General features: G+C 47.6%; 18 protein-coding genes. 7 read left to right on the top strand and 11 right to left on the bottom strand.

The window, feature by feature from the left end:
* Nucleotides 1-46: 46 nt before the first annotated feature.
* Genes lptM through AC0J20_RS12650 form a run of 6 tightly spaced genes read left to right on the top strand, consistent with a single transcriptional unit; the run spans nt 47 to nt 4,719 of the window.
* On the top strand, nt 47-280 hold the full coding sequence (gene lptM, locus AC0J20_RS12675; protein WP_473021921.1) for an LPS translocon maturation chaperone LptM: 234 nt from the start codon (nt 47-49) through the stop codon (nt 278-280).
* Between the two features lie 14 nt (nt 281-294).
* Nucleotides 295-1,545, top strand: coding sequence for a diaminopimelate decarboxylase (lysA, locus tag AC0J20_RS12670; protein ID WP_473021920.1), 1,251 nt, complete (start codon nt 295-297; stop codon nt 1,543-1,545).
* A gap of 33 nt (nt 1,546-1,578) precedes the next feature.
* Complete coding sequence (gene dapF, locus AC0J20_RS12665; protein ID WP_229530096.1) at nt 1,579-2,409, top strand: diaminopimelate epimerase; 831 nt, start codon at nt 1,579-1,581, stop codon at nt 2,407-2,409.
* A complete protein-coding gene (locus AC0J20_RS12660; RefSeq protein ID WP_473021919.1) occupies nt 2,406-3,086 on the top strand; it encodes a DUF484 family protein in 681 nt (226 codons plus the stop codon). Before dapF ends, AC0J20_RS12660 begins: the two co-directional genes overlap by 4 nt.
* A gap of 21 nt (nt 3,087-3,107) precedes the next feature.
* Nucleotides 3,108-3,992: a tyrosine recombinase XerC gene (gene xerC, locus AC0J20_RS12655; RefSeq protein ID WP_473021975.1), complete on the top strand. Its 885-nt coding sequence runs from the start codon at nt 3,108-3,110 to the stop codon at nt 3,990-3,992.
* Nucleotides 3,952-4,719 (top strand): HAD-IA family hydrolase, encoded by a 768-nt coding sequence (locus tag AC0J20_RS12650; RefSeq protein WP_473021918.1) that lies wholly within the window; start codon nt 3,952-3,954, stop codon nt 4,717-4,719. The genes xerC and AC0J20_RS12650 overlap by 41 nt, the downstream gene beginning before the upstream one ends.
* Here the strand turns inward: AC0J20_RS12650 and AC0J20_RS12645 are convergent.
* The 7 genes from AC0J20_RS12645 to trxA form a co-directional block, all read right to left on the bottom strand.
* Nucleotides 4,711-5,688: a GGDEF domain-containing protein gene (locus AC0J20_RS12645; RefSeq protein WP_377307075.1), complete on the bottom strand. Its 978-nt coding sequence runs from the start codon at nt 5,686-5,688 to the stop codon at nt 4,711-4,713. The genes AC0J20_RS12650 and AC0J20_RS12645 overlap by 9 nt on opposite strands.
* The gene (locus tag AC0J20_RS12640; protein WP_473021917.1) at nt 5,648-6,211 is read right to left on the bottom strand and encodes a methanogen output domain 1-containing protein; all 564 of its coding nucleotides are present in this window, start codon (nt 6,209-6,211) and stop codon (nt 5,648-5,650) included. The genes AC0J20_RS12645 and AC0J20_RS12640 overlap by 41 nt, the downstream gene beginning before the upstream one ends.
* 165 nt (nt 6,212-6,376) lie before the next feature.
* Complete coding sequence (locus tag AC0J20_RS12635; protein WP_473021916.1) at nt 6,377-7,861, bottom strand: HAMP domain-containing sensor histidine kinase; 1,485 nt, start codon at nt 7,859-7,861, stop codon at nt 6,377-6,379.
* Nucleotides 7,858-8,583, bottom strand: a complete 726-nt coding sequence (locus AC0J20_RS12630; RefSeq protein ID WP_229530103.1) for a response regulator transcription factor — start codon at nt 8,581-8,583, stop codon at nt 7,858-7,860. Before AC0J20_RS12630 ends, AC0J20_RS12635 begins: the two co-directional genes overlap by 4 nt.
* A 72-nt stretch (nt 8,584-8,655) precedes the next feature.
* Nucleotides 8,656-9,381, bottom strand: a complete 726-nt coding sequence (locus AC0J20_RS12625) for a spondin domain-containing protein (protein ID WP_473021915.1) — start codon at nt 9,379-9,381, stop codon at nt 8,656-8,658.
* A gap of 9 nt (nt 9,382-9,390) precedes the next feature.
* Entirely contained in the window at nt 9,391-10,086 is a 696-nt protein-coding gene (locus AC0J20_RS12620; RefSeq protein WP_473021913.1) for a spondin domain-containing protein, read from the bottom strand.
* A gap of 179 nt (nt 10,087-10,265) precedes the next feature.
* Entirely contained in the window at nt 10,266-11,093 is an 828-nt protein-coding gene (gene trxA, locus AC0J20_RS12615) for a thioredoxin (RefSeq protein ID WP_473021974.1), read from the bottom strand.
* Nucleotides 11,094-11,260: 167 nt separating this feature from the next.
* On the opposite strand from trxA, the gene AC0J20_RS12610 reads away from it, so the two are divergent.
* Complete coding sequence (locus tag AC0J20_RS12610) at nt 11,261-11,581, top strand: Mpo1-like protein (protein WP_473021911.1); 321 nt, start codon at nt 11,261-11,263, stop codon at nt 11,579-11,581.
* A gap of 25 nt (nt 11,582-11,606) precedes the next feature.
* On the opposite strand, the gene AC0J20_RS12605 is transcribed toward AC0J20_RS12610, so the two are convergent.
* The 4 genes from AC0J20_RS12605 to AC0J20_RS12590 form a co-directional block, all read right to left on the bottom strand.
* Nucleotides 11,607-12,215 carry an HAD-IB family hydrolase gene (locus AC0J20_RS12605; protein ID WP_473021910.1) on the bottom strand — a complete coding sequence of 203 codons (609 nt, stop codon included), beginning with the start codon at nt 12,213-12,215 and terminating at the stop codon, nt 11,607-11,609.
* 54 nt (nt 12,216-12,269) lie between these two features.
* Nucleotides 12,270-12,743: a CreA family protein gene (locus AC0J20_RS12600; protein WP_473021909.1), complete on the bottom strand. Its 474-nt coding sequence runs from the start codon at nt 12,741-12,743 to the stop codon at nt 12,270-12,272.
* A gap of 137 nt (nt 12,744-12,880) precedes the next feature.
* The gene (locus AC0J20_RS12595; protein WP_473021908.1) at nt 12,881-13,435 is read right to left on the bottom strand and encodes an AAA family ATPase; all 555 of its coding nucleotides are present in this window, start codon (nt 13,433-13,435) and stop codon (nt 12,881-12,883) included.
* Nucleotides 13,436-13,971: 536 nt separating this feature from the next.
* Nucleotides 13,972-14,187 (bottom strand): hypothetical protein, encoded by a 216-nt coding sequence (locus AC0J20_RS12590; RefSeq protein ID WP_473021907.1) that lies wholly within the window; start codon nt 14,185-14,187, stop codon nt 13,972-13,974.
* Nucleotides 14,188-14,304 lie beyond the last annotated feature (117 nt).

Here is a 14,304-nt window from a genome sequence, read left to right as displayed (position 1 = left end):
TGTCAGAAAATTTTTTTATTTATGCGAGTTGGATATAAAGTTTTATTTGGAAATCGGCCAGGGCAATGAGAATATGGCCCTAATTATGATTTCCAGACTCAAAAATCACATGCGAAAGTGTTCTTTTATCCTCCTCATGCTCTGCCTGTTGACCGCCTGTGGCCAACGTGGCCCGCTATTTTTACCTGAAGAAGCCGCCCAGAATCAGAGCGACAACGCCAATCCGCCTGTTCCTGCTGCTGCAAGTGAAGCCGCTGAGTCGGACCAACCCAAAGAGTAACAACAGGGATTATTATGGATTTTTTTCAATATCAAAATGAGCAATTGTTTGCTGAAGAGTTGTCTGTAGCAGACATCGCTGCGCAATATGGTACGCCCTGTTATATTTATTCCCGCGCCACCATAGAGCGCCACTGGCAGGCGTTTGATAAGGCGGCAGGCAAACAACCCCATTTGATCTGTTACGCGGTAAAAGCCAATTCCAATCTGGGGGTGTTGTCGGTGATGGCAAAACTGGGTTCCGGCTTTGACATTGTGTCCGGTGGTGAATTGCAAAGAGTCATTGCCGCGGGCGGCGATCCGAAAAAAGTGGTGTTTTCCGGTGTGGGGAAAACGGAAGAAGAAATTCTGTTGGCCCTCAGGCACAATATTTATTGTTTCAACGTAGAATCACCTGCGGAATTGTCGCGCATTAATAAAGTCGCGGCAGAGCTGGATGTTAAAGCTCCGATATCCATTCGCGTTAACCCGGATGTAGACGCCAAAACTCACCCTTATATTTCCACCGGACTGAAAGCCAATAAATTCGGCATTGAGCGCGAACAAGCCATTGCTATTTACCAGCAGGCGGCTGCAATGAGCCACCTGGAAGTCAAAGGTATTGATTGTCACATTGGCTCTCAGTTAACTGATCTGGCGCCTTTTGTGGATGCTCTGGACCGGTTACTGGCATTAATCGACGAACTTAAAGAAAAAGGCATTCACATCAATCATCTGGATGTTGGTGGCGGCCTCGGTGTACCTTATCAGAATGAAACACCGCCGCACCCTAACGAATACGCCGCGGCATTAGCGCAGCGCTTGCAGGGCAGGGAAGAGCTAACCCTGGTATTTGAACCCGGTCGCGCCATTATGGCAAATGCCGGCATTCTGGTGACGAAAGTAGAATTTCTGAAATCCGGCGCGGAGAAGAATTTTGCGATCGTAGATGCTGCCATGAATGATCTGATCCGACCGGCGCTGTACTCTGCCTGGATGAATATTATCCCGGTGGATAGCGGTTTGCAGCGTGAAAAGGCGGTATACGACGTGGTCGGTCCGATTTGCGAAACCGGTGACTTTCTGGGTAAAGAGCGGGAACTGGCTATTGCAGCAGACGATTTATTGGCGGTCAGAAGTGCCGGAGCCTATGGCTTTGTGATGGCTTCCAACTACAACACCCGCGCTCGTCCACCGGAGCTTATGGTGGATGGGGATACACTACATTTGGTGCGCGAGCGGGAAACTTTACAAGAGTTGTGGAAACTGGAACGTAAACTCCCGTAATATAGACCTAATAGAAGTTTTCGAATTAATCACATGTTAGTGCAGTTTTCTAAAATGCACGGTCTGGGTAATGATTTTATGGTTGTTGATAACCTCACCCAGAACGTATTCTTCTCAAAAGAGAAGATCGCACAATTGGCCGACCGGAATTTCGGTGTGGGCTTTGATCAGATGTTGCTGGTGGAGCCGCCCTACGATCCGGATCAGGATTTTCATTACCGCATTTTTAATGCGGATGGCTCTGAGGTAACACAATGCGGCAATGGCGCCCGTTGTTTTGCCCGGTTTGTCAAAATGAAAGGCTTAATTAATCGCAACAAAATCTCGGTCAGTACCAAAAACGGTCGTATGGTATTGTATCTGGAGAACGATGGCATGGTGACGGTCAATATGGGGCGACCCAATTTTGAACCGGCGGCGGTACCCATCAAAGCCAACAAACAGGAAAATATCTACCTGATCCGGGCGGAGGAGCATACGGTGATGGCCGGCGCTGTTTCCATGGGTAATCCCCATTGTGTGATGGAAGTGGATAATGTTGACAGCGCACCGGTAGAATCCCTCGGCCCCTTACTGGAGACTCATGAACGCTTTCCGGAAGGGGTTAATGTGGGCTTTATGCAGATTGTTAACCGCAAGCATATTCGCCTTCGCGTATTTGAACGGGGTGTCGGTGAGACGTTGGCCTGTGGCAGCGGCGCATGTGCTGCGGCGGTCATCGGACATCTGCAAGGTAAACTGGATGACAATGTCAGGGTGGACTTACCGGGTGGTTCCCTTAAAATACGGTGGCAGGGTAACGATACAATGATAAAAATGACAGGTGCCGCAGAACACGTTTTTGACGGCAGTATAGAAATATGACTGACACTCCAAATAATACCGCCGAAATCAACACGCCTTCTGCTGACTGGTTAACACCGGAGTTGGTGAAAGACTACTTACTGAATAATCCGGAATTCTTTATTCGTTATCCGCTACTGGCTGAAGAACTGACAATCCCCCACCAGAAAAAAGGCTCTGTTTCTCTGGTGGAGTTACAGGCAGAACAGCTGCGGGACAAAGTCACAGAGTTGCAAAAAAAGCTCACCGATCTGATGTCTGTGGCCCGTCAGAATGAAGCTATTTACCGTATTTACGCCGATCTGAATTTGCGTTTGTTTAATTGTAAACAGATAGCCGATATTCGCAATGCCTTACAAGACACCGTGTGTCAGCAACTCAAGTTAAGCGATGTGGTGTTACATCTGGTGACTGACAAAAATGGCCTGACAGACAAAGACAGACAACTTATTCTGGACAAACGCCTGAGTAAGTCGGACTTTTTCTTTGGTCGTTTAACCCAGCAGGAAAATCAGATTTTATTCTCTGCCAGTCAGCCACAGTCTGTGGTGATTATGCGTTTGCGCCATGAAGATGAACTGGGTCTGCTGGTGATAGGCAGTGACAACGATGGTCACTTTAATCCGCAAATGGATACCTTGCTGATCACTCAGTTGCAGCAATTCCTCAGCCTTATTATCCCCACTGTACAGGATTGAGTTGTGTCAGTATCAGATGCGATGCTGACACCCATTACAGACTTTCTGGATTACCTGAAGTTTGAACGCAACTTATCTGCAAAAACCATAGAGAATTACCAAAGGCAGCTACTGGTGATAGCTGAAGGTATCAGCATTGAAGCCTGGCATCTGCTGACCGTGGCTCATGTGAAGCGAGTCCTGGCTCAGGCAAGGCGTCAGGATTTGTCACCTAAGAGTATTGCCCTGCGCTTATCTGCTTTGCGTAGCTTTTGCCGCTATCTGGTTACCCAGGGCGTGTTGACACAGAATCCCGCCAAGGCGGTGACGGCACCCAAGCAGGGGCGTCCTTTACCCAAACAACTGAACGTCGATGAAATGTCGCAATTGCTCAATATTGATGAAGAATCGGTACTGGCCGTGCGTGACAAAGCCATGATGGAGCTAACCTATGGGTGTGGATTGCGACTTGCAGAATTAACCGATCTCAATCTGAATCATATTGAAGAGGGCATGCAGCAACTTCGGGTGCGTGGTAAAGGCAGTAAAGAACGCATTTTACCTGTGGGCAAAGTGGCCCGGGAAGCGCTTAAAGCCTGGTTGAAAGTGCGTGGACAACTGATCGGCGAAGACGAACCTGCGGTGTTTGTCAGTATGCAAAACAAGCGCATATCATCCCGGCAAATTGCCAAGCGCATGAAACTCTGGGCGCAAAAACAGTCGTTGGATCAACAGGTACATCCGCACAAGTTACGCCATTCCTTCGCCACTCATATGCTGGAATCCAGCGGCGATTTACGGGCAGTTCAGGAGTTATTGGGGCATGCAAACTTGTCTACCACCCAGGTGTACACCCACCTGGATTTTCAGCACCTGAGCAAAATCTATGATACGGCTCATCCCAGAGCCAGAAAGCGAAAACCTTAGAGCGAAACCGATGAAGTATTACCGTCGTCTCAATCCGATTCAGGCCATGACCTTTGACCTGGACGATACCTTTTATGCCAATCACCCTTATATTGTGGAAGCGGAACAGCAGATGTTCGCCTTCATGCAGCAACACTGGCCGGAAACGGCATCGTTGGGTAAACCTGCCTGGCGTCAGTTTCGACGGGAAGTGGTCCGTGAAACGCCGGCCTGCCGGCACGACATGATTGCCTTGCGACGGGCAGTATTGGCTAAGATGTTTGGCGCAATCGGGCTGACCGGAGATGCACTGGCAGATGCCATCAGTCGCAGTTATGACACCTTTTACTTTCACCGCAGCCATTTCAAAGTACCTGATGAGTATGTCACCGTGCTCAAACAGTTAGCGCAAAAAGTGCCATTGATGGCTATTACCAATGGCAACGTTGATATCGCCAGAATTGGTCTTGATGGGTGTTTTGAGCGGGTTTATCACGCCAGTTCAACAATGCGCAGTAAACCCTTTCCGGATATGTTTGAACTGGCGTGCCGTGACCTGAAGGTACCGGCGCAGTCTATTTTGCACGTGGGCGATAATCTGGAAAAAGACGTTGCCGGTGCTGTTATGGCGGGTTTTCAGGCCGCCTGGTATGCCGAAAACAGAACGATGAACCTGAACCGTGAACAGGCACATTTGTTGCCCCACATTGCACTCGATTCGCTGTCGGAATTATTGCAACTAATCTAGCGTCAGATGTTTGTGGCTGCTGAGTAATACACTGTTTTTACCCGATTTTTTAGCTTTGTACATGGCGGCATCGGCAGACTCAATAACTTCGATTATGCTGTCCTGACAGGAAAATTCGCTGATCCCAATGGTTACTGTAATTTTAACCAGCCGTGCTTCTGTGCCGAAGTTGTGCTTTTCCACTGCGATGCGCAGGCGTTGCATGGCTTCCAGGGCCTGAACCTGATCGGTATCCAGTAACGCGATGACAAACTCCTCGCCTCCCCAGCGACAGCAGATATCCTCTTCCCGACATTGCTCACGCATAAGGGCGGCCAGACCACGAAGCACTTCGTCTCCTACCCGATGGCCAAACGAGTCATTGATGGCCTTAAAATCATCAATATCCACAATCGCGATGGAGTGGGTGTGATCTTCACAGTTAAAGGGCGATTGATGATCGCTAAATTCATTGCTGATGGCTCTGCGATTTAACAAGCCTGTCAGCGGGTCGGTGATGGATTGCTTAACCTGTTTTTTCAATTCTTCCTGAACCTGATCTACCTGATCTTTCAGGCGGCGGAATTTTCTCTCCAGCAAGGAGTTATTGTCGGTTAACCTGATCAGCAGGTGAGTGGGTTGTCTGTTGCCTTCGGTTCTTACTGAGGACAGGGTCATGGCGATAACAGACTGCTCGTTGGAAATCGGGTGAGCTGCTTCAAAACGCGATGGGATGTTAGCTGTGGTGCGCAAGGTGCCCCTGGCTACTCTGGAGAACTTGAGCTGATCGATACCCAGCACCTGAGGCAGGTTGTGTGGCTGGGTGGTGTCTTGATCACAATGTTGCAACAGGGTTTTGGCCGTGTTGTTGAGATTGATGATATTGCCTTTGTGATCGCACAAGTAGGCGGGCTCAGAGAAGCCATTTAACAAGCTCTGAATAGAGAATCTAGGCCCTGTTTTTTCCTGCTGATTGATTAAAATACTCACGATACCCCTCACTTTCTGTGAATTCGTCAGACATTTTTAACTCAATGACGACCCGGCATTTGCCGTGGCCCCGCGCGATGGTTTCCGGTAACTTTATCGCGGCATAGCCGTTGTGATTTGACACGATGAAGCCAAACACATTGGAGGTCATCATACACAGTGAATCCCGCCTCAATACTTCATCACCGAATGGACAACAGCGATTGGTTAAAACTATTTGCCGGTTGTTAACCGACGCAACACTAAAATCTCCACCAATACGACGCTTTAAATCCACTAAAATGTCTGCAATAGTTTCCTTGTTAAATTGTCCGGTATTCAGAGACTTCTCGTATTCTATTTCAATTCTGCGCCCCAGTTCCTGGCCCACGATGGCGATAAACCCGGATGCTTCGTCGATACCCACGTTGTCTTCTAACGTGCCCGCTATCGTTCGGATCATTTGCCGGAAAAATTTATCGCTGTTCAGATCAACATCCAGATTTTTGATATCGATGCGCTGCTCGGCGGAAATTTCTGGCATACCTGCTCCTGTTGTCACAACAATTCGGAAACAGCAAACCTACTTTGTGTAAAACTCAAAGTCCAATTTTTCTAAAACGTCAATAGTAGTTTAGTCTAATTAATTTAATTTCACATAAATTGAATGTGAAGTGGTTCACTAATTGGGACTATAAAATTTACACAATTACTCTTCAGGTGTTGGCAAAACAAAGCTGAAGCAGGTTCCCCGGCCTTTTTCACTTATGACGGACAATGAACTGTCATTGAGCTCCATGAGCTTTTTACAGATAGCCAACCCTAATCCGGCGTGAATATGGTGGTCTTTTTCACTGTTACTGGCCTGATATCTGGCTTCAAAAATATGCTGTAGTTCATTGGCCGGAATACCAACGCCATTGTCCTCCACAGAAACTGCAACGCCATTACACTGGCTTACAATGCTAAGTGTAACTTTGCCGTTTTCCGGTGTGTGTCTGATAGCATTTTCTATCAGGTTGGTGAGCACCCGTTCTAATTTTCCGATGTCGGCATAGACGATGGCATCTGACTGTGCTGCCTGCACCGCTATTTCGATATTCTTTTCCCGGGCGTTCAGGGTAAATTTGGCGGCTATATCATGGATCAATTCCACAATGGGGAAGGGTTCTTTGTGCAGGGTTATCTGACCGGCTTCAATGTAGGCCAGCTCAAAAATCTGGTCGATAAGATGCTTCAGGTTCCTGGCGTTTTTCAGCGATATCTGAATAAAGCGTTCAGTGTCTTCCGGGTTTAAATTCTGATGGTTTAGCGCCAGAGTTTCTATATAACCTTGCAGGTTGGCCAGCGGAGTTCGCAAATCATGAGATAAATCCGCCAACAATGAACGGCGGCGGCTATCCAGTGCCTGCAAGGCTTCGAATTGCCCCTGAATATGGGCCACCATGTCATTGAAGGCACAACCCAGTTTTTGCACTTCATCTATGCTGTTGCGATCCCAATGCATAGGTGAATACCCGGAGCGGCTGAGATCATAGTCTGCGGCTCGTACTGAATCCATTGCCAGTGTCAGTTTTTTCATGGGCTTGGTCAGCCACGCGAACAAACACACCATCAGCACTAAAAATAACACCAGAGTGGTGACACCCAGCAAGGTAAATTGCGCGAAGTTCTGGTCATGGGTGAGTTTTTTGATAATGGTATCGTACTGTTCACCGCCCAGAATAACGTACAAATAGCCCTGTTTCTGCTGCGCTTTGTAAACCGGAGCAACAGAGAAGATTTTGTCTTTTTTCGGGTCTTTGGGGTTGCTGCCATAAATGGGCAGCTGGTCCGGGTGTTGTAACAAACGCTCAATGGGTGGCAGGGCCACCTGCCGGGTTTTGACTTTGCCGGGTTGGGCATTAAAGGTCAGAATGTGGCCTTCGATATCCAGATAGTAAAACTCAAAGTTGGGCCCCATCACCATCAGGGTATGAAACAAATTACCCAGCGCCTGGTAATCAAAAACACCTTCTTTCAACAGCGGATTGTCATCCACTAAATGTTGCGCCAGATTGAGATGCAGTTGTTGCTCTGCCTGATGTTGAGTGCGTTCCTGCATAGCGTTTGACCACCACAGGAAACTGCTGGTGATCAACAAAAATATACTGATGGTGGCCAGAGATAAGCGTTGATAAAAACACAGCTTCACGGTAGCTGCACACCTTCGGGGTTAAACTTATAGCCCACGCCCCAGACGGTCTGCACTATATTGGGTGATGCGGCATCCTTTTCAATTTTGGCCCGCAAGCGATTGATGTGAGAATTAACCGTATGTTCATAGCCATTGTGCGAGTATCCCCAGACCGATTCCAGTAACTGTGCACGGCTGAACACCTGATTGGGATGTTTAGCCAGATACCACAGTAAATCAAACTCGGTGGCGGTGAGTTCCAAAGTATAACCGTTTAAGCTGGCAAGTCGGGCTTTGTGCTCAATGTGTAATATTCCGGTTTGCAGTGTTTCATCGAGGTTCTTAGGTGGCTGCTCTGCTAACTGACGAACCAATGTCACCTTGCGCAACTGTGAACGCACCCGGGCCTGTAATTCTCTGACACTGAAAGGCTTTGACATGTAGTCGTCGGCACCCAATTCCAGTCCCAATACACGATCGGTTTCGGAGTTTTTAGCGGTGAGCATTAATATCGCCTGAGCGGGCCTTTCCTGGCGGATGATGCGGCATATGTCTAAACCACTGAGTGAAGGTAACATGATATCCAGCAGCAAAAGATCAAAGTGTTCGGCCCTGGCTTTGTCCAGTGCCTGCTGTCCATCAATGCAGTGCTCTATGTCGATACCTAATTCAGCGAGATTCACCCGGATCAGGTCTGCAATATCAAGATCATCTTCAACAATTAGTATTTTATGGCTCATGCTTATTCGCAATGTTTAAGTCAACGGGCTCAAACTGACCGGCGGGACAGTTTGAGCCTGGTATCAGGGAGATTATTCAATTCGGCTTACGCTAATTTTTGCCACGGGATTGTCAAAGGCGTGAACTTTGCTGAGCACTGAACTGGCTAATCCATCTTCGGTGGCAACTATGCCTGGATGCATACTGACAAAATCCACATCGTCACGCAGTGCATCGAAACCGGTTCCACCATCTACAGGACCGGGAATAGTGCCGCTTGCTTCCGAGTTTTTTTCCGTACCTGAATCGTACACATGCGCCGTAGTACTCCAGCTGTCACCGGGTGCCAGCTCTGCCAGATTGTGTGCATTGAGTCCGGTAAAGGCATCATTGGTGTTGACCAGCATAGTGATTACCGACAGTAGCGGCATGTCATTGTCTTCAATACTGATAGAAATTGTTTCCGATGCACCAGGTGCTACAGGAGCAACGCCGCTCTCCCCTGATTCCACCATGGAATGACCCAGGATAAAGCTGTTGTCACCGCCTTCTGCCAGATACTCCAGTTCTTCTGATGCGGACTCGCCGATAGTCCAGAATTGACCGGTACTGTGCAGTACCACTGCTACCGGGGATAGCGGCTGAGCATGGCTCAGATTAGTCACAGTGATCTCATAGCTACTGATAACCGGAGCCGGATCTTCGGCCGGGGGGACTTCAGTGGTGTGGTTGTTATCACTGCCGCAGGCTGCCAGCATAAACAGGGCACTGAGCGGCAGCAGTTGTTTTTTGTAATGTGTTAATTTCAGGTTTGTCATGACGGACTCCTACTGCACGGTAACAGTCAGTTTGGCGATGGGGTTTAACCAACGCTGCACACTGCTGTTGATATCACTGATACCACCATCATTCATGCTGTCACCGACATTACCCCGGTGGATATGCACGGTTGTATTGGTTTCTTCTGCGGTGACGCCACTACCCCCTGTCCCAACTAACGCTTCCAGTGGGGGCGGTACGGGCATTCCAGCTTGTCCTGGTGCACCGCTGCCGCGAATTTCATCATTGGCTTCAGTACCGGCATCGTAGGCATTGAGATACAGGGTGTAAGTACCCGCTTCGGTAGGGATGGTCCAGTTATCCAGGCCCACAAAGGCATCATTGGTGGGCAGTAACATGGAAGTCAGTGAGAGCACCGTGTTATCGGCGTCGGTACTCAGCGCAAAGGAGCGGCTCATCCCCGGTGCTGTAAGCTCAGCCTGCACTTCGGCGGCATTGCCGTTAACACCGGCAATGATATCCGCTAAGCCGCTGATATCACCGCCTTCTGCCATCATTTGCAGTTCATCGGAGGCACTTTCACCGGTTTCGAACAACGACGACTCAGCAGGGTGTGCGGCGACCAGAATCGGGGTGAAGTAAATCCCCTGGGTCAGATTTTGAAATTCAATGTTGAGTTCTGCGGCATTGGCAGCAGCGCCAGACAGCAAGGCAGTGGACAATATCAGGTTACGCAGTTTCATAATTTTCCTCGGATTGATTTTAATTAAACAACGGGAAAAGTATGAAAAATAGTTATCGCAAAAGTATCACGGAAGTATGACAAATTCCTTCTAAGTTACTCACGATATGTTCAAGAAACGTCAGGGTTTGGTGCATTACAGCCCCGGTAGGGGCTGTTCGCTAAACATTGAAGGCCTCGCTAATACAACATAGCGTATAGTTTACGGCGGTAGGTACCAGCCAGACTGTCGCCCTCCGGCAGGGCATTGATGGCATCAATCAACAGTTTGCGGGCATCGCCAAAATTCAGGTCTTTTTGCAGTACTTTGAGAAGTAACGCCAGACCTTCTTCCTGGCGATTATTTTGCTGGTACTGCACCGCCAGGTCTATTTTGGCTTGTAAATCGTCGGGGTTTTTCTCCACGACCTCTTCCAGGGCAATGATTTCAGGCGACTGAGAGGCCTTTTCTGCCAGTTCCAGTTTGCCGCGCAGCGTTTGATAATTGGCATCCTGATCCACCATTAAGACGCTATCCAGCAATTCTTTGGCTTGATTCAATCGGCCCAATTCCAGATAGGTATCAATCAGGGCAAACTTGATATCGACTCTTTCTGGCGCGGCTTCGTACGCGGTTTTCAGCAGGGGAAATGCTTCGTCATATTTGCCTTCAGCCAGCAACTCACCGGCCTGAATCAACAAGCCATCTTCGACTTTTGGCAGGTGCTTTTCCAGCAGGCTTCTGATCTCACCTTCGGGTTGGGCTCCGGTAAAGCCATCGACCGGCTGACCATCTTTGACCAGGATAACCGTGGGTAAGTTGCGAACCCCAAACTGCATGGAGATGGCCTGTTCCTGATCACAATTCACTTTGGCGAGCAGCAGGTCGTTAGGATATTCGCCGGCAATCTTTTCCAGTATGGGCATCAAGGATTTACAGGGTTCACACCAGTCGGCCCAGAAGTCCACCATGACCAGGCGTTGTTGTGACTCTTCCAGAACAATTTGCTGGAAGTTTTCTGGTGTCATATGCACGATATTGCTGGCTACTTGTTCCACAGGGTTTCCTTTAACGAGCTTAAGTTGCTTTCTATGTATGGGCTGTCAGTCACAATACAACCAGAATGTCGTATCAGTGACAGAGTTTTATCAGGGCTATGCTACATTGATATGAGATTTTATCGTGAGAACTTCTTATGTCAGATACCACCAGTGAAAAAAAATATCAGACTTTTGCTGAGTTTTATCCGTTTTATCTCGCTGAGCATGCGAATGTTACCTGTCGCCGCTTGCACTTCGTCGGCTCCTGCCTGGTGTTACTGTGCCTGGTCAGTGCCATTGTTACCGGTAACTGGATGCTGCTTTGGTTGCTGCCGGTCATCGGTTATGGGTTTGCCTGGGTGGGGCATTTCTTTTTTGAGAAAAATCGCCCGGCCACATTCACTTATCCGTTTTATAGCTTGCTTGGGGACTGGGTGATGTTTAAGGATATCCTGACCGGTAAAATTAAGTTTTAGCGCGACTTTTGGGGGAGGTGAACGGCTAAGGTAATGTATGCACCGAGTGCTTTTTCCAATTCAGGTAGGCTTCATCTGCCAGACCTAACATTGCCAGGTCTTCTTTTGTGTCGCCATACGCATAAACTTTATCATACTGCTTTAAATCAAATTCAGAGCGGATCCGCTTTGATTTGTTCGCATTGCTACAATCATCATTAACATAGCGTCCGGAAAACCTGCCGCGCTGAACTTTAAGTTCACTGCAAATCAGGGAATATCCATTTTTTGCGCACCAGTACCTCAAATAAATATCGAGCGAGGCTGATACGATAACAATCTGATCGCCATTGCTTTTGTGCCAGTGCAATCGGGTTAAGGCCTCTTCTCTCAGAAAGTCAGGAATAACCTTGGTGGCGTATTTCTCGCCGACGGCAACAACGTCTTCTTCCACACGGCCGGCGAACGCAATAAAGCTGGCAATACTGCGCATTTTAGGTGCCGAAAGAAGCCCCATTTTGTACGGAATGAAAAATGGAGATAACAAGACCTTTGCCAGTATCGCGCGCTTTTTTGTGGCCGAGAAATGCAGAAATTTGCTGTACATATCTGCATTGGTGATGGTTCCATCGAAATCAAATAAAGCAATGTTCAAAACAGTTTCTCATGCTTCTGTGTTGTCTGTGTGAGTGTTAGCTGCAAAACGCCTTTAATCGGCAGGTTGTGACGCTGCGACCCGGTAGGCTTCAGTTCCGTATAGCGGTACTGTCGACAGACTGTGCTTAAAGCTTCCTGAAGTTTCTTTGGTGGAGTAAGCCACATACAGCAGGGTTTGATTTTCAGCATCGTAAACGCGGCGTATTTTCATGGTTTTTAAGAATATACTTTTGGATTTACGAAACAGCACTTCGCCGGATTCGCTTTTGTCTATTTCTGCAATCATCGCTGATGTTATTGGTCCGGTCTGCCGACAGGCGATTGAGCTGTCTGACGGATCAGCGAAACTGAGATCCGCTTCAATGCTGGAAACATGACAGGTAACCCCCGTCACAACCGGATCGCGAAAGGCATCCAGTTTGATGTCCTTGGTGGTAAAGACACCCAGTGAGATATCGCCCACCTCATTGCGGTTACAACCAATAAGCAGGAGGCTGAACAGGGTGAGTACAGTCAGTTTTTTCATTGGAATAGGCCAATTGCTGTTATGTGGCTGACATTCTTAATCATTTTGAGTGAAATGCAAGTATCAGGGAAATTCAAAGGACACCCATCACTAAATTAACCAAAATTAAGCAGACACCCATAACAACAAGGCTTCGATTAACGGGCTTGATTTTTTAGCCAGTTACCTATGCAACTGGTTGTATCTTGGACAGATAATACCTCTTTAATAACCAAATCTGCGTTGCGCCTGACCTGGTTGGCGCAGGTCAGGTAAATATCTCTGAAGTGATCACAGTATTTATCTAAATAAGCTGAAATCGAGTTACTTGAATTTGTGGTAGGTTTGTCGGTGTGTCTTTGGATAATGCGAGCCAGGCACAGTTCCAATGGTTGATCTAAGAGAATAACGTAATCAATTAATGGCGAAATCACGTCACGCTCTCTGCCAAACGGTTCTTCAATAAAAACGAAATTACACCTATTTTCAGCAACTAAGGCCTTTATTGCATTAGCAAAATCAGGTGTTTTAATAAGGGAAACATTTGCGCCATTTGCCAGCCAGCTCTTCATGTTTTGCGGGTAAGAGTTCTGGGTAACGAAATCGTCAAAGAGCAAATACGGGCATGAAAACTCCTTGGCTAATTGCTTCACAATGGTGGTTTTACCTGCTCCAGATACACCGCTGACAGCCACTACTTTTGTTTTTCTCATACTATCCCGGTGAAATAACACCTTATTGCAAACTAACAGCCGAAAAAGCGGCAAAACTCTATGGGATATAATGCCTTAGAGGAAAAGGGCAGCCAATGAGTTTTTGTCTGGATTAACAAAGTGTCACAAGATTGTCTATCTTGTGTCTGAGGTCGTTATGCTAAGCCCAGTCCTGCAAGAGATTGCGTTGTTCTGACTTTGAACAAATCAGGCGGTGAATTTTTACAAAACCAAAATGAATGTCGTCTTAAAAGTTGCACAGTGATTAAATCGAAGTACTGAATTTAATTCCCCTTTACGCGCAATAAACTCCGACATTAGCTAAAACAACGATGAGAGGTATCAGGGAAGATACCTCAATCAATGCCCAGCACAGGGATGTGCTGTCATTGATGGTCGTCGTTGTTCTGATGTCGGAGTTTATGTTTTTGCGCGTCAGGGGCTGCGGGGGATTCTCAAGGGGGGCGCAGCCGCTCACCTTGAGGCGCTGTCGGCGCCCCGACAATAATATTAAACAGAGCAACATTGGTTGTTTCTTACAACGGTGTCAGATTGACAGTCCAGTACTCTGATATTGCTTCTTCGAAGGGGAGCTCCCCTTCAACCCCCATATGCCCTTGGCGCGAGACAACATAAGCCTCAAAGGCGGAATCGTTGTAGATATGAGGTAGGTTGGACTTTAGTCCAACGAAGATGCTAAAAGCCAGCAAAGGTGTCTGACTGGCCGATTTTTGCTCCTGCAAAATCGGCATTCACTACGTCCATGTAGCTCAAGTCAGACCTACAAAGACATATATGTACACCTCAACATTTACAAGTTTTTAATTGCTAAATTTTCAAAAAGTCACAGGAATAAACTGCATACGTAT

It is taken from the genome of Planctobacterium sp. R6 (assembly GCF_055755215.1).
This window is presented reverse-complemented; position numbering and strand designations above follow the sequence as displayed.

Excerpts from the sequence above, each read along its gene's own strand:
- lysA (WP_473021920.1), top strand. The coding sequence starts at position 295 with ATGGATTTTTTTCAATATCAAAATGAGCAATTGTTTGCTGAAGAGTTG.
- dapF (WP_229530096.1), top strand. The coding sequence starts at position 1,579 with ATGTTAGTGCAGTTTTCTAAAATGCACGGTCTGGGTAATGATTTTATG.
- AC0J20_RS12660 (WP_473021919.1), top strand. The coding sequence starts at position 2,406 with ATGACTGACACTCCAAATAATACCGCCGAAATCAACACGCCTTCTGCT.
- xerC (WP_473021975.1), top strand. The coding sequence starts at position 3,108 with ATGCTGACACCCATTACAGACTTTCTGGATTACCTGAAGTTTGAACGC.
- AC0J20_RS12650 (WP_473021918.1), top strand. The coding sequence starts at position 3,952 with ATGATACGGCTCATCCCAGAGCCAGAAAGCGAAAACCTTAGAGCGAAA.
- AC0J20_RS12640 (WP_473021917.1), bottom strand. The coding sequence starts at position 6,211 with ATGCCAGAAATTTCCGCCGAGCAGCGCATCGATATCAAAAATCTGGAT.
- AC0J20_RS12630 (WP_229530103.1), bottom strand. The coding sequence starts at position 8,583 with ATGAGCCATAAAATACTAATTGTTGAAGATGATCTTGATATTGCAGAC.
- AC0J20_RS12625 (WP_473021915.1), bottom strand. The coding sequence starts at position 9,381 with ATGACAAACCTGAAATTAACACATTACAAAAAACAACTGCTGCCGCTC.
- AC0J20_RS12620 (WP_473021913.1), bottom strand. The coding sequence starts at position 10,086 with ATGAAACTGCGTAACCTGATATTGTCCACTGCCTTGCTGTCTGGCGCT.
- trxA (WP_473021974.1), bottom strand. The coding sequence starts at position 11,093 with ATGACACCAGAAAACTTCCAGCAAATTGTTCTGGAAGAGTCACAACAA.
- AC0J20_RS12610 (WP_473021911.1), top strand. The coding sequence starts at position 11,261 with ATGTCAGATACCACCAGTGAAAAAAAATATCAGACTTTTGCTGAGTTT.
- AC0J20_RS12600 (WP_473021909.1), bottom strand. The coding sequence starts at position 12,743 with ATGAAAAAACTGACTGTACTCACCCTGTTCAGCCTCCTGCTTATTGGT.
- AC0J20_RS12595 (WP_473021908.1), bottom strand. The coding sequence starts at position 13,435 with ATGAGAAAAACAAAAGTAGTGGCTGTCAGCGGTGTATCTGGAGCAGGT.
- AC0J20_RS12590 (WP_473021907.1), bottom strand. The coding sequence starts at position 14,187 with ATGCCGATTTTGCAGGAGCAAAAATCGGCCAGTCAGACACCTTTGCTG.